The 13,108-nt window shown below is 75.2% G+C and carries 15 protein-coding genes and 2 pseudogenes; 9 read left to right on the forward strand and 8 right to left on the reverse strand.

Going from position 1 to position 13,108, the window contains the following annotated elements:
- Positions 1–232 (reverse strand): annotated as a pseudogene (locus tag AC0CYZ_RS06930) (thioesterase family protein); the annotation flags it as partial.
- Positions 233–293: 61 nt separating this feature from the next.
- Between AC0CYZ_RS06930 and AC0CYZ_RS06935 the strand changes: the two are divergent.
- Positions 294–1,433 carry an acyl-CoA dehydrogenase family protein gene (locus tag AC0CYZ_RS06935; RefSeq protein WP_472213652.1) on the forward strand — a complete coding sequence of 380 codons (1,140 nt, stop codon included), beginning with the start codon at positions 294–296 and terminating at the stop codon, positions 1,431–1,433.
- Positions 1,430–2,506 carry an acyl-CoA dehydrogenase family protein gene (locus tag AC0CYZ_RS06940; protein WP_472213654.1) on the forward strand — a complete coding sequence of 359 codons (1,077 nt, stop codon included), beginning with the start codon at positions 1,430–1,432 and terminating at the stop codon, positions 2,504–2,506. Before AC0CYZ_RS06935 ends, AC0CYZ_RS06940 begins: the two co-directional genes overlap by 4 nt.
- Here AC0CYZ_RS06940 and AC0CYZ_RS06945 read toward each other — a convergent pair.
- On the reverse strand, positions 2,493–3,614 hold the full coding sequence (locus AC0CYZ_RS06945; protein ID WP_472213656.1) for a hypothetical protein: 1,122 nt from the start codon (positions 3,612–3,614) through the stop codon (positions 2,493–2,495). The two genes, AC0CYZ_RS06940 and AC0CYZ_RS06945, sit on opposite strands and share 14 nt — an antisense overlap.
- A gap of 109 nt (positions 3,615–3,723) precedes the next feature.
- Here AC0CYZ_RS06945 and AC0CYZ_RS06950 point away from each other — a divergent pair, with 109 nt between their 5' ends.
- The 3 genes from AC0CYZ_RS06950 (at position 3,724) to AC0CYZ_RS06960 (ending at position 6,159) form a co-directional block, all read left to right on the forward strand.
- Entirely contained in the window at positions 3,724–4,593 is an 870-nt protein-coding gene (locus tag AC0CYZ_RS06950) for a 3-keto-5-aminohexanoate cleavage protein (protein WP_472213659.1), read from the forward strand.
- A 127-nt stretch (positions 4,594–4,720) separates the two neighbouring features.
- The gene (locus AC0CYZ_RS06955; RefSeq protein ID WP_472213680.1) at positions 4,721–5,380 is read left to right on the forward strand and encodes an MFS transporter; all 660 of its coding nucleotides are present in this window, start codon (positions 4,721–4,723) and stop codon (positions 5,378–5,380) included.
- Positions 5,377–6,159, forward strand: coding sequence for an alpha/beta fold hydrolase (locus AC0CYZ_RS06960; protein ID WP_472213661.1), 783 nt, complete (start codon positions 5,377–5,379; stop codon positions 6,157–6,159). The genes AC0CYZ_RS06955 and AC0CYZ_RS06960 overlap by 4 nt, the downstream gene beginning before the upstream one ends.
- A gap of 93 nt (positions 6,160–6,252) precedes the next feature.
- On the opposite strand, the gene AC0CYZ_RS06965 is transcribed toward AC0CYZ_RS06960, so the two are convergent.
- On the reverse strand, positions 6,253–6,984 hold the full coding sequence (locus AC0CYZ_RS06965; RefSeq protein ID WP_472213663.1) for an amino acid ABC transporter ATP-binding protein: 732 nt from the start codon (positions 6,982–6,984) through the stop codon (positions 6,253–6,255).
- Positions 6,981–7,922 carry an amino acid ABC transporter permease gene (locus tag AC0CYZ_RS06970; protein WP_472213665.1) on the reverse strand — a complete coding sequence of 314 codons (942 nt, stop codon included), beginning with the start codon at positions 7,920–7,922 and terminating at the stop codon, positions 6,981–6,983. Before AC0CYZ_RS06970 ends, AC0CYZ_RS06965 begins: the two co-directional genes overlap by 4 nt.
- 421 nt (positions 7,923–8,343) lie before the next feature.
- Here AC0CYZ_RS06970 and AC0CYZ_RS06975 point away from each other — a divergent pair, with 421 nt between their 5' ends.
- Positions 8,344–9,246 (forward strand): ABC transporter substrate-binding protein, encoded by a 903-nt coding sequence (locus AC0CYZ_RS06975; protein WP_472213667.1) that lies wholly within the window; start codon positions 8,344–8,346, stop codon positions 9,244–9,246.
- A gap of 33 nt (positions 9,247–9,279) precedes the next feature.
- On the opposite strand, the gene AC0CYZ_RS06980 is transcribed toward AC0CYZ_RS06975, so the two are convergent.
- Entirely contained in the window at positions 9,280–9,624 is a 345-nt protein-coding gene (locus AC0CYZ_RS06980; RefSeq protein WP_472213669.1) for a nitroreductase/quinone reductase family protein, read from the reverse strand.
- A gap of 132 nt (positions 9,625–9,756) precedes the next feature.
- Between AC0CYZ_RS06980 and AC0CYZ_RS06985 the strand changes: the two genes are divergently transcribed.
- Positions 9,757–10,581, forward strand: a complete 825-nt coding sequence (locus AC0CYZ_RS06985; RefSeq protein WP_472213671.1) for an SDR family oxidoreductase — start codon at positions 9,757–9,759, stop codon at positions 10,579–10,581.
- Positions 10,582–10,587: 6 nt separating this feature from the next.
- On the opposite strand, the gene AC0CYZ_RS06990 is transcribed toward AC0CYZ_RS06985, so the two are convergent.
- Positions 10,588–10,914, reverse strand: coding sequence for a nuclear transport factor 2 family protein (locus tag AC0CYZ_RS06990; RefSeq protein ID WP_472213673.1), 327 nt, complete (start codon positions 10,912–10,914; stop codon positions 10,588–10,590).
- Between the two features lie 48 nt (positions 10,915–10,962).
- Between AC0CYZ_RS06990 and AC0CYZ_RS06995 the strand changes: the two genes are divergently transcribed.
- Both AC0CYZ_RS06995 and AC0CYZ_RS07000 read left to right on the forward strand, forming a co-directional pair.
- The gene (locus AC0CYZ_RS06995) at positions 10,963–11,817 is read left to right on the forward strand and encodes a MerR family transcriptional regulator (RefSeq protein WP_472213675.1); all 855 of its coding nucleotides are present in this window, start codon (positions 10,963–10,965) and stop codon (positions 11,815–11,817) included.
- A 125-nt stretch (positions 11,818–11,942) separates the two neighbouring features.
- The gene (locus AC0CYZ_RS07000) at positions 11,943–12,380 is read left to right on the forward strand and encodes an ATP-binding protein (RefSeq protein WP_472213676.1); all 438 of its coding nucleotides are present in this window, start codon (positions 11,943–11,945) and stop codon (positions 12,378–12,380) included.
- 14 nt (positions 12,381–12,394) lie between these two features.
- On the opposite strand, the gene AC0CYZ_RS07005 is transcribed toward AC0CYZ_RS07000, so the two are convergent.
- On the reverse strand, positions 12,395–12,814 hold the full coding sequence (locus AC0CYZ_RS07005) for a hypothetical protein (RefSeq protein WP_472213678.1): 420 nt from the start codon (positions 12,812–12,814) through the stop codon (positions 12,395–12,397).
- Positions 12,815–12,868: 54 nt separating this feature from the next.
- Positions 12,869–13,108 (reverse strand): annotated as a pseudogene (locus AC0CYZ_RS07010) (molybdopterin-dependent oxidoreductase); the annotation flags it as partial.

Raw genomic sequence — 13,108 nt, forward strand, 5'->3', positions numbered from 1 at the left:
CCGCGAGCTGCCGCGACTGCGCGCACAGCACCCCGGTCGAGTCCCACACCTCGACGTCCTCCTCGTGCAGCCCGTGCGCGAGGTGCCGGCTCCGGACGCGGCAGGCGAGCGGGCCGGGCGCGGGGTGCTCGCGCAGGTGGACCGTCAACTGCGCGGTGCTGCTGGACCAGTGACCGAGCTCCGCGACGACGGGCGTGGCGCAGTCGACGACGAAGGCGAGCGAGGACCAGCGTCCACGCGGACCGGGCCGCGCGGGGTGAGGATGGGGTCACCCGACGCGGAAGGACACCGCCGTGATCTTCTCGCCGACCGCGCTCTCCCCGGCCGAGGACGCCCTGCGCCACGAGGTCCATCGCTGGCTGGCCGCGACGCTGCCCGCCGGCTTCCGGCCGGGCCTGGGGCTGGGCGGGCGCCACGACCCGGAGTTCAGCCGCGACCTCGCGAAGCAGGGCTGGGTGGGGATGGCGATCCCGCGGGAGTACGGCGGAGCGGGGGCGAGCACCGTCGAGCGGTTCGTCGTCGTGGAGGAGCTGCTCGCCGCGGGCGCCCCGATCGCCGCGCACTGGATCGCCGAGCGCCAGACCGCGCCGGCGCTGCTGCGGTTCGGCACCGAGGCGCAGCGCCGGTGGTTCCTCCCGCGCATCGCGGCCGGCGAGTGCTTCTTCTCGCTGGGGATGAGCGAGCCCGACGCCGGCTCCGACCTAGCCTCGGTGCGCACCACCGCCACGCGCACCGAGTCCGGCTGGCGCGTCGACGGCACGAAGGTCTGGACGACCAACGCCCACCTCAACCACTTCTTCGTCGTCCTGTGCCGGACCTCCGCGGCGCAGGACCGCCACGGCGGGCTCTCGCAGCTGATCGTCGACCTGTCCTCGCCCGGGGTGTCGGTCTCGCCGATCCCGCTGCTCGACGGGGAGCTGCACGTCAACGAGGTCGTGCTCGACGGGGTGCACGTGCCCGACGAGCGGGTGCTCGGCGAGGTCGGGCAGGGCTGGGCGCAGGTCACCGCCGAGCTCGCGCACGAGCGCTCCGGCCCCGACCGCTACCTGTCGGTGCTCGGGCTGCTGCGGGCGTTCCTCGCCGAACGGGCCGAGGCCGGTCACGCCCTCGACGACCACGCAGCCGGCGCGTTCGGCCGCCTCGCCGCGCAGCTGTGGTCGATCCGCCGGCTCTCGCTCTCGGTGGCCCGGGCGCTCGAGCAGGGTGAGGCGCCCGCGACGGAGGCCGCGCTCGTCAAGGACGTCGGGACGGTCTTCGAGCAGGAGGTGGTGGAGACGCTGCGCGAGCTCGCCGCCCGCGAGATCGACCCCGAGGGCGCGTCGCTCTTCGAGCGCCTGCTCGCCGAGTGCGTCCTGAACGGCCCGAGCTGGACCCTGCGCGGCGGCACCACCGAAGTGCTGCGGGGCATCGCCGCGAAGGCGCTGTCCCGGTGAGCGCCACCTCCGACCAGGCCGCGGAGACGGCCGAGCTGCGCGATGCCGTCGCGGCGGTCCTGCGCGACCGCTGCACCCCGGACGCGCTGGAGGCCGCCGAGCGCGACGGCTGGGCCCCCGGGGTGTGGGCGCCGCTGGCCGAGGGCGGGTTCACGACGGTGTCCGTGGCCGAGTCCGCGGGCGGATCCGGCGGGTCGGTGGCCCAGGCCTGCGCGGTGCTCGAGGCCGCCGGGGCCGCCGCGGCGCCCGTCCCGCTCGCCGAGACCGGCCTGCTCGCGGGCCGGCTCCTGGCTGCCGCCGGGCTGGACCTCCCGGACGGCCCGGTCACGACGGCGGCGTCGGCCGGTGTGTCCCTCGTCGACGGCGTGCTCGGCGGCGCGGTCGCGCGGGTGCCCTGGGCGCGGGCGGCGACGGCGCTGGCGTTCCTGGCCGACGGCCCGGACGGACCCGCCGTCGTGCTCGTCGACCCCGGGGCCGCGCGGATCACGCCCGGTCGCAACCTCGCCGGCGAGCCGCGCGACCACGTCGTCCTCGACGGCGTGCGGCCCCTCGCCACCGCGCCCGCCCCACCCGGAGCGGCCGAGGCGTTGCGTCGGCGCGGTGCCCTCTCCCGTGCCGCCCTCGTCGCCGGCGCGGCGCGGGAGGTGCTGGACCTGACGGTGCGCTACACCGGGGAGCGTGTGCAGTTCGGCCGGCCGGTCGCGAGGTTCCCCGCCGTCGCGGCGCACCTGGTCCGGATCGCCGAGCAGACCGAGCTCGCGGCGATCGCCGCCCGCGCGGCCGCCGCCGGTGCGGGGGAGGACGGGGAGCCGCCCGCGCTCGACGTCGCCGCCGCGGCCGCCGTCGCCGCGGAGGCCGCCGGCGCAGTGGCCGCCGCCGCGCACCAGGCCACCGGCGCCATGGGCATGACCCGCGAGTTCGCCCTCGGCGCCCTCACCCGCCGGCTCTGGTCGTGGCGCGACGAATGGGGCGGCGGCCGTCCGTGGGCCGTGGAGCTGGGTCGTGCGCTCGCCGCGGGCGGGGCGGACGCGTTCTGGCCGACGGTCTCCCGCGGCCTCGTCAGCGAGGGCTGAGCGCCTCCGGCGTCACGAACCGCGTCCGGTACCGCTCGACGCCCAGGAGCAGCACGAACTCGACCACGACGGCGCTGACCACGAGCTCGGCGTCGACGTAGCCCAGGGCCACGTTGACCCCGGCCAGGGCGATCACCAGGCCCGCCCGGCACGTCGCGGTCCCGAACCGGTCGCGGCCGAGCAGCAGCGTCACCGCGGCGAGGAGCAGCAGCGCGCCGACGACCGCCTCGCCCGCCGACGCGACCACGAGCAGGGGCGGCCGGGTGCCGGGCGGGAGCGCCTGGTCGTCGAGCACCAGCGTCGCGTCGGGACCGCCGGCGACGAGGACGACGAGGATCGCGAGCCCCACCAGCGAGAGCAGGCCGAGCAGCGCCGAGCCGGCGGCGAGCACGAGGCGGTGGACCCACCGCGGGGCGAGCACGGCCTCGGCGCGCAGCAGCGCCGCGCGGGCCGCCCGCGTCCGGTGGCCGGGCGGTTCGACCGGCGCGTCCTCGATCAGCGGCCGGACCGCCCGGGCGTGCGCGGCGAGGTCGGGGCGGGACGGGTCGGCGGCCATCGCGTCGAGGTCGTCGAGCAGGGCGGCGCGCGCGGCCGGCGTCAGCGGCCCGTCCGCCACCTCGGTCAGGCCCTGCGCCACCGCGTATGCGCGGGGCCGCGGCGCGTCGAGCTGCGTGCGGCGGGCGAGGGTCGCGAGCCCGAGCACCGCCAGGAAAACCACGTAGATGATCGGCGCCGCGAGCGGGGTGAAGTAGTCGTTGTGGGCGGTGATGAACTTGCCGACCTCGTCGACGAAGAGCCCGGAGCCCGCCCCGACGCACACCGCGGTCACCGGGTGCACCCAGCGGTTGCCCCACAGCAGCGCCAGCAGCCCGCCGACCAGCAGGAGCAACCCGCCCCAGAGAGCGTGGGCGAGGTGGTACTCCCCGCCCCCGATCTGCGGGTAGCCGGTGAGCTCGAGGTAGAGGCGGGTCACCACGACGGTGACGCCGAAGGCGACGGCCACGAGCCGCAGGCTGCGGGCACCGTCGGGACGCTGCACGGGGGTCCTGCGACGCCGGGCGGTGGGCACGCCGGGGCCGGTCTCCACGGTCACCGGCACCGCGCCCATTCCGGACTCCCTCGCTCGTCGACGCCGCGACGGTAACCGAGGGATCCACTCTCCTGCCGCAATGATCACCCGGAGTGTGCGTCTGCAATTGCGTCCGGAGGGTGTCAGGATGTCGGTCTGGACCGATGCCGTCGACACGCAACGAGCGCAGGAGGCCGTGGTGCTGCAGTGCTGCCCCAACGGGACGCGCCCCGACGGCGTGTCCCCGGCCCTGCCGAACTCGCCCGAGGCGCTCGCCCGCGACGCCGGGGCGGTCGCCGCGCTGGGGGTCCGCAGCCTGCACGTCCACCCGCGGGACCGGAACGGCCGGGAGAGCCTCGAGACCACGGTCATCGGCACGACGGTGGCGACCATCCGGGCGGCCGCGCCGCACATCGAGATCGGCGTGCCGCTGGCCCGGTGGGTCGAGCCGAACGCGTTCCGGCGGACCGAGCTGGCCCAGGAGTGGGCGCACCTGCCGCGCCACGCCCGGCCGGACGTCGTCGCGATCAACGTGCACGAGCGCGGCTGGGAGACGGTGTGCGAGGCGGTCGCCTCGGTCGGTCTGGGGATCGAGCTCGGGGTGTGGACCACCGGCGACGCGGTCCAGCTGCGCCTCGCGGGGGTCCCGCCCAACACGGTGCGGGTCACCGCCGAGGTCACCGTCACCGACCCGGACACCGCGGTGGCCGAGGCGGTCCGGCTGCTGCGGGCGCTGAGCCCGATGTCGGCGCCGATCCTGCTGCACGGCGAGGAGGGCGGGGCCTGGCCGGTCCTGGACTACGCCCGCCGGCAGGGCTTCGACACGCGCATCGGGTTCGAGGACACGCTGACCGGCCCGGACGGGGTCTGGTCGGCCACCGGCAACGAGGAGCTCGTCCGGTACGCGCTCGGGCAGGCCGTGTCACCCCGGTTCGAGGACCCGGCCCGCCGTCCGCGGCGGGGGCTGCTCGGGGGGCGCCTCGGGTTCGGCCGCTCCCGCGCCTCGCACCGCGGCTAAGGCCCCAACGGCCCGTGGGCCGCCGCACGATTGCGCCCTTCCGACCCGCGGGTACGCCCTGCCTCGTCATGGATCACGCGTCACGGTCGGGCGTGATGATCTTCATCGACGTCAGCATCGTCAACGGCTGGGCTACTCGCCGATCGAGTCGGGGCTGGCGACGATGCCCTACGCCGTCGGGTCCGCGGTCGCGGCCGCGGTCGGTGGGCGGGCGGTCAACCGGCTCGGGCGCCCGCTCGTGGTGGCCGGCACCGTCGTGATGCTCGTCGGCCTCGGCGCGGCGGCCCTGGTCCTGGCCGGTGACCCCGGCGCGCACACCGGCCTCCTGATCGCCGGGCCGCTGCTCGTCGCGGGCCTCGGCAGCGGCATGGTGATCACCCCGAACCAGACGCTGACCCTCGCCGACGTCCCCACCGACCAGGGCGGCACCGCGGCGGGCATGCAGCAGACCGCGCAGCGCATCGCCTCCTCGCTCGGTATCGCGTTGGTGGCCGCGGTCTTCTACGCGACGCTGGCCGGGACGCGGGAGGACTACGGGACGGCGATCGCGGTCGGGCTCTGCGTGACGCTCGGCTTCGTCGGCCTCGTTCCTGCTCGGCGTCGTGGACCTCCTCGTGCGGCGCCGACGCCGGCTCCGGGCCGAGGCGGCGCAGGACGAGGGGCCGGTGCAGGACGCGCACGGCGCACCCGGTCCGGGGGATCCCCCGCCCTGCGACGACGAGGCCGCCCACACCCGCTCCGCCGTCCGGTAATCCCGGTGACACGGGTGGGACGCTGCTCGGCGTGACCACCGCCCCCGAGGAGCTGCCCACCGCGGTCGTCGGCGTCGGCGACCCGATCGTGCTCGTGGCGGGCTCGGGCAGCGGCCCGGACTCCTGGACGGCGGTCGCGGAGGCGCTGGCCGGGGAGTTCGAGGTCCGGTCGTTCGTGCGGCGGGCCTACACCGGCGGCCCGCCGTCGCGGGCGCCGCGGACGTTCGCGGCGGAGGTCGACGACCTGCGCGCGGTCCTGGACGCGGTCGGGCGGCCCGCCCACGTCGTCGGCGCCTCGCTCGGCGCGACGCTGGCCCTGCACACCGCCCGGCAGGACCCGAGCGGTTTCCGCTCGCTGGTCCTGTTCGAGCCGCCGCTGCTGCTCGCGGGCCCGCACGTCGGCGAGGTCGCGCGCCGCCACCACGAGCTCGTCGCGGCGGGGGAGTACCGGGCCGCGGGGCTGCTCGTGGCGCGGGACGTGCTGCACGCGCCGGCGTTCCTGCTCGAGGCGCTCGCGCAGGCCCCGGACCAGGACCCGGCGGAGGCCGAGCGGGAGGCCCACGGCTGGGAGGCCGACCTCGCCCAGCTCGCCGACGACGTCCCCGACGTCACCCGCTGGTCGGCCATCACCCTCCCGGCGCTGCTCCTGCAGGGTGGCCGGACCTGGTCACCCCTGCCGGAGGGCGTCGAGGCGCTGGCGCGGACGCTCCCGCACGCCGAGCGGGTGACCTGGCCCGACGAGTCGCACTTCGCCACCGCGACCTCGCCCGTCCTCTTCGCCGACGCCGTGGCCGACTTCGCCCGCCGGCACTGAGGTCGTTCCGAGCGGTCATTCTGAGCGGTCGTTCTGAGCGAGGGGCACCTTCGCTCGATCTATCCGACCGAAGGGACCCTTCGCTCGGGACGGTCAGGACACCGGTTCCGCCAGCACCTCCGCGGGCGACCCGGAGCGGGCGATCCGGCCGTGCTCGAGCTCGACGACCGTGTCCGCGACCTCCCGGGCGAAGCCCCGTTCGTGCGTCACGACGATCATCGTGGTGCCGCCGTGCGCGAGGTCGCGCAGCACCTCGAGGACCTCGCCGACGAGGGCCGGGTCGAGCGCGCTGGTGGGCTCGTCGAAGAGCATCAGGCGCGGCTCCATCGCGAGCGCCCGTGCGATCGCGACGCGCTGTTGCTGTCCCCCGGAGAGCTGCCGCGGGTAGGCGTCCTCGCGGCCGGCGAGCCCGACGCGGGCCAGCAGTGCACGGCCCCGCTCCTGCGCGTCGGCGCGGGAGCGGCCGAGCACGCCGACGGGCGCCTCGGTGACGTTCGCCAGCGCCGTCATGTGCCCGAAGAGCTGGAACTGCTGGAAGACCATGCCGATCGCCCGGCGCTGCGCCGCGATCCGGCGCTCCGGCAGCTCGCGGAGCCGGTCCCCGTCGCGGCGGTAGCCGATGAGCTCGCCGTCGACGGCGATCGTCCCGGCGTCGGGGGTCTCGAGGTGGTTGAGGCAGCGCAGGAACGTCGACTTGCCCGAGCCGCTCGGCCCGACGAGCACGGTCACCGTTCCCGCCGCGACGTCGAGGTCGACGCCGTCGAGCACCGTCGTGCCCGCGAAGGCCTTCGTCAGCCCGCGCACCTGCAGCAGCGCGTCGCTCATGCGGCACCTCCGGCCATCCGGGCCCGCAGGCGCTGCCACGGGGTCGGCGGGAGCGTGCGCTCGGCGCCGCGGGCGTAGTAGCGCTCCACGTAGTACTGCCCGACCGAGAGCAGGCTCGTCAGGACCACGTACCAGACCGTGGCCACGAGCAGGAGCGGGATGATCTCGTAGGTCCGGTTGTAGATCGTCTGCACCGAGTAGAGGACGTCGGTGACGGCGATGACCGAGACGATCGAGGTGCCCTTGAGCGTCCCGATCACCATGTTGCCGGTCGCCGGGATGATCGAGCGCATCGCCTGCGGCAGCACGATCCGGCGCAGGACGCGGCCCCGGGTCATCCCCAGCGCGACGGCGGCCTCCGACTGGCCCGCGTCGACGCCGAGGATGCCGCCGCGCACGATCTCCGCCGCGTAGGCCGCCTCGTGCAGCACGAGCCCGAGCAGGGCGGCGAGCGTCGGGCCGACCAGGTGCACCGAGTCCGCCGAGCCGAAGGTCGGCCCGAAGGGGATCCCGATCGAGAGCCGGGGGTACAGGGCGCCGATGTTGTACCAGAACAGCAGCTGCACCAGCAGCGGCGTCGAGCGGAACAACCACACGTAGGCCCAGCTCACCGACGACAGCACCGGATTGCCGGACAGGCGCATCGCGGCCAGGCCGATCCCCAGGGCGAAGCCGAGGACCGTCGTCGCCGCGGTCAGCCACAGCGTCGTCACCAGGCCGCGCAGCACGGCGCCGGTGCCGAGGTAGCGCGCCACCGTCGGCCAGCCGAAGGCCGGGTTCAGCGCGACCGAGCGCAGCGCCCAGACGACGAGCACGAGGACGACGGCCGCGGTGATCCAGCGTCCGACGTGGCGCGACCGCACGGTGCGCGGTGGGGGTCCTGCGGCGTCCGACGCGGCCGGGGTGGGCTCGTCGGAGACCGTGAGGGAAGAGGTCATGGCGGGGCTCCGGAGGAGGGATCGGGAGGAGGCCGTGAGAACGGACGGACGGCGTGACGAGCTGCGCCGCCGCGGGGGCTCCGCCGGGAGCGGTCCGCGTCCCTCAACGCGGGCGGGTGGTCGCCGCGGGCGATCACTCCGCCACGGACGGTACGTCGCGGGGGTGACGGCGTCGAGTCGCGCCCGGCAGGTCACACCGGCTTGACCGGCGCGCGGTCGGGGTGGTTGCGTCCTGTTCGTGGCACCCCAGGGCACGTTGGTCACCCGTGACCACGTCGACCTGTGCCGCGTGTGGTCCGCCTCCTGTCGTTGAGCAGCCGCCCCGCCGGACTCCGCTCCGCCCCTCGCCGGGCCCACCCCTCGTCGTGAGTGCTCACCGCGCCACGTCGGGCCCGGATCGCACCCCTCGACAGGAACGTCCATGCCGCGATCCGCGCTGCCGGTCCTGCTCGCCCTCGTGGGCGTGCTGTTCGCCGGCTGTGCCTCACCCCTCGACGACGCCGACGCCGGTGTGCCGCGCCAGGACGTCACGTCCGCCGTGGCGCCTGACCCGGCCGCCGTCGCGCTCCTCCCACCCGACGTCCGGCAGGCCGGGGTGCTCACCGTCGGCGCCTCCGTCGGCGGGCCGCCCGCCGCCTTCAAGCTCGCCGACGGTGTCACCGTCGTCGGCGAGGACATCGACATGACCGAGGCCGTCGCCCGCGTCCTGGGCCTGCGGGTGCAGCGCACCGAGGGCACGTTCGACGGCATCGTCCCCGGCCTGACCAGCGGGAAGTTCGACGTGGCCACCGGCAACTTCGCGGTCACCGAGGCCCGCAAGAAGGCCGTCAGCTTCGTCACCTACATCAACGACGGCCAGGCCTTCGCCGTCCGCGCCGACGACCCGCAGCCCCCGATCCACGACCTGTCCGACCTCTGCGGCCGGGCCGTCTCGGTCCTCGCCGGCTCGACGTTCGAGGCGTCCCTGGCCAAGGCCCAGCCGCGGTGTCCGGCGCTGGGCCGGCCGGCGATCGACGTCCGCAGCTACCCGGACGGCGCGACCGCGAGCCTCGCGCTGGCCCAACGGCGCGCCGACGTCACCATGAGCACGATCAACGGGCTGCGCTACCTCGTGTCCCAGCAGCCGCGGCTGCGGTTCGTCAACGAGTACCGGCGCCTCGACGTCGGGTTCGCGCTGGCCAAGAACTCGCCGCTGGTCCCGGCCGTGCACGCGGCGGTCGAGCGGCTCATGGCCGACGGCACCTACGCCCGCATCCTCGCGAAGTGGGGCATCCCCACCTCGGCGTTGCGCACCTCCCAGGTCGACCCGCCCGAACCGGCGTGATGACCCGAGCCGCGCGTCCTGCTCGCGCGCAGGTCAGATCGGGTCGAGGCGCACCGTGATGGACACGAGGCCGTCGTCGCCGCGGCGCGCGACGCCGTGGCCGGTGCGGTCGACGCCGTCGAGCCGGATCGAGAGCGGGTGTCCGTCGCCGGTGAAGTTGCGCCACCACGCCTTCTGGTCGGGCGCGGCGACGCCGATGCGGACCTCGTCCCCGTCGTGGACGTACCCGACGGGGAGGGTCACGACGGTGCCCGAGCGCCTCCCGCGATAGGTCACCAGCGTGAGGGTCCCGCCGACCATCCGTCGCCCCCACGAGGAGGCGACGAGCGGCCGGACGAGGGTGTTCGCCACCGTCGCGATCCGCTGCAGTGGGGTCACGTCGCCTCCCGGGTGTCGGCCCCGACCGTAGCCGCGGCGCTGCGCCGGAGCCCGACGACCCCGACCACCGACTGGTACGTTCATCGGTACTCAGGAGTCCGATGAAGTACCGATACGAGCCAGGGAGAGTCCGTGAGCGCCTCGCTGAAGGACCGCACCATCGTCATGTCCGGCGGTAGCCGGGGCATCGGGCTCGCCATCCTGCTGGCCGCGGCGAAGGCGGGCGCCAACGCGGTCCTGCTCGCGAAGACCGACCAGCCCGACCCGCGGCTGCCGGGCACGGTCCACACTGCGGTCGAGGAGATCGAGGCGGCCGGCGGCCGGGCGGTGGCCGTCGTCGGCGACGTGCGCGAGGAGGACGACGTCGCGCGCGCGGTGTCGACGGCCGTGGAGCACTTCGGCGGGGTCGACGTCGTCGTCAACAACGCCTCGGCCCTCAACCTCGCCGGCACCCTCGAGCTGACCCCGAAGCGCTACGACCTCATGCAGCAGATCAACGCCAAGGGCACGTTCCAGCTCACCCGCGCCGCGCTCCCGCACCTCTTCGAGTCCGAGGACCCGCAGATCCTGACGCTGGGTCCGCCGATCAACCTCGCGCCCGAGTGGCTCGGCAAGTTCCCGTCCTACGCGCTCTCCAAGTACGGCATGACGCTGCTGACGATGGGCTTCGCGGCGGAGTTCGCCGACCGCGGGGTGCGCGCCAACTGCCTGTGGCCGCAGACGACGATCTCCACGGCCGCCGTCGCGAACCTCCTCGGCGGTGACGAGGCGTCCCGCCGGGCCCGGACCCCGGAGATCATGGGTGACGCGGCGGTCGCGCTGCTGACGGACCCGCAGCGCCCGACCGGGCAGGTCGTCCTCGACGTCGAGGCGCTGCGCCGCGCAGGGATCACCGACCTCTCGCCCTACGGCGGGTCCGACGACCTCGAGCTCGACTTCTTCGTCGACGAGTTCTGACGGCCGTCAGCCGGCGTCCGGACGGATCGTCAAGGTCCGGATCCGCCCGTCGTCGACGGTGAACCCGAACGCGAGGGTCACCGGGCTCCCGGGGAAGTCGCCGCTGATCAGGGCGCGCGCCCGGTAGCCGTCCCCGACCGGCTCGATCGACCCGACGTCGTAGGTCACCGGCGGGACGGCCGTGCGCCAGGCGCGGACCGCCTCGATCCCGTGGTGGAGGTGGCCCTCGTCCTCGACGACGACGTCGTCGGCGAACTGCGCGAAGTAGGCCTCGAGGTCCGGGTCGGCCGCGAGGAGGAAGTAGCGCTCGATGGTGTCGCGTGGTTCGGTCACGGCGACCACGCTGGGGTCTCCCGTCGGGGGAGGGTCCAGGGTCGTGTCGTGACCGCGTTGTTGAGCATCGGCGAGTTCGCCACCGTGACGCACCTGAGCGTGAAGACGCTGCGCCACTACCACGAGGCCGGCCTCCTCGAGCCCCACCAGGTGGACCCGCACTCCGGGTACCGCTACTACTCGACGCGACAGGTGGCGACGGCGCAGATCATCCGGCGGTTCCGGGACCTCGACATGCCCGTGCGCGACATCGCCCGACTGCTCGCCACCGGCGATGTCGGGGACCGGTCGGTGCTGATCACCGAGCACCTGCAGCGCCTGGAACGGCGCCTGGCGACGACCGCGGACGCGGTGGGCGCGCTGCGCCGGCTCCTCGCCCCGGACCCGCCCCGCCTCGAGGTCCTCCGCCGGCACGAGCCGGCCCGGCGGGTGACCGCGGTCCCGGGGGACGTCGCGCTCGAGGACGTCCTGGGCTGGTACGACGCCGCGATGCGGGAGATCGACGAGGCCGTCGACGCGGCGGGTGCGGTGCGGACGGGGCCACCGGGCGGGCTCTACGACAACGCGCTCTTCACCGACGGTGCCGGCCACGCCACCGTCTTCGTGCCCACCGACCGCGACGTGCGCGCCGGCCGTGTCCTCCCGGTCGACCTGCCCGCCCGCGAGCTCGCCCTGACCGTCCACCGCGGCCCGCACGACGACATCGACCTCACCTACGGGGCGCTCGGGGCCCACCTCGCCGACCACGCGCTCGTCGTCGACGGCCCGGTCCACGAGACGTACCTGGTCGGACCGCGCGACGACGACGCTCCCGACGCCTGGCGGACCGAGATCGGGTGGCCGGTGTTCACCACCGGTCCGGCGGATGTTGTCTCGGAACGGACCGATCCCCGCCCGACGTGACGCGCCCGCCGATCTCGCGCATAGGCGGTCGGGGGATCGGATACACGGCCCACGCGGCCTGCTGAACCGATCACGTCGACAAACGTGTTCGCACTCGACCCCGGCAGGCCGAGGGGAGACGACCGATGGACGCCGTCGAGTTCGAGCGGATCAGCTACGCGGCCGACGCCGGGGAGAGTCCGCGCATCCGGGACGACCTCCGGAAGTGGATGGACGCGTCCGGTGTGGCCGAGGACGTCGCGCACGGCGTCGTGCTCGCCGTCAGCGAGGCGATCGACAACGTCGTCGCCCACGCGTATCCGGGCGGCGCCGCGGGCGGGGCGGCCACGATCGACCTCACGATGTACCTCGACGAGAACGACGTCGTCGTGACCGTCGCCGACCACGGCCTCTGGGCGGAACCGACCTCCACCGACCTCGAGCACGACTCGACCGGCCACCCCGCGACCCACGGCCGCGGCATCATCCTGATGAACACCCACGTCGACGAGGTCGCGATCCGCCACGACCGCGAGGGCACGTCGGTGCTCCTGCGATCGCGCCGGGACCGCGAGGACGCCTGATCACCCCCCGGTGATCACGTCGCCGCGGTGAGCGGGGGCGGCACCTCCGCCACAACCGCGACGTCGGGCGTGGCGGGCACGTCGGCGGCCGGTTCGGCCGGGGCCTCGTCCGGCCAGGGGTGGGTGGCGGCGAGCAGGGCGCCCCCGAGCACCACGACGCCGAGGCCGGCCAGCTGCAGGTCCCGGACGAGGGCCGGGATGGCGACGGCGGGCGCGGTCGCGGCGGCGGCAACCGCGCCGACGAGGAGGCCGATCCCGACGACGGTCACGGCGACCCCGTGCGTGCGCGCCACCGGCGCGGTGGTCCAGCCGACCCACCACCGCGCGCCGCGGGCGGTCCACCAGCCGGGACGCAGCGTCGTGGCCACCCCCCAGCCGATCACCGCGCCCGCCAGGACGAACTCGGCGAGGAGGGCGAGCAGGCGCAGCGACATGGACGGTCTCCTCCGGTCAGGCCCCGGGACGTCCCGGTCCTGCGCTCTCCAACGTCAGCGCGCGGTGACGGTCACGGTATGCCACCCGGTGGCCCCGTCGGGGATCGTGAGGGTCACGGGTTCCGGCTGGGTCGCGCCGGTCGCGTCGGTGGCCCGGACCTGCAGGGTGTGCCGGCCGGGCGTGAGCGTGAGCACGGTGCGCCACATGCGCCAGGTGTCGATCGACGCGTCGGCGGCCAGCTCCGCGGTCTGCCACGGCCCGCCGTCGGCGCGGACCTCGACCCGCGCGACGCC

The organism is Actinomycetospora sp. (assembly GCF_055612215.1).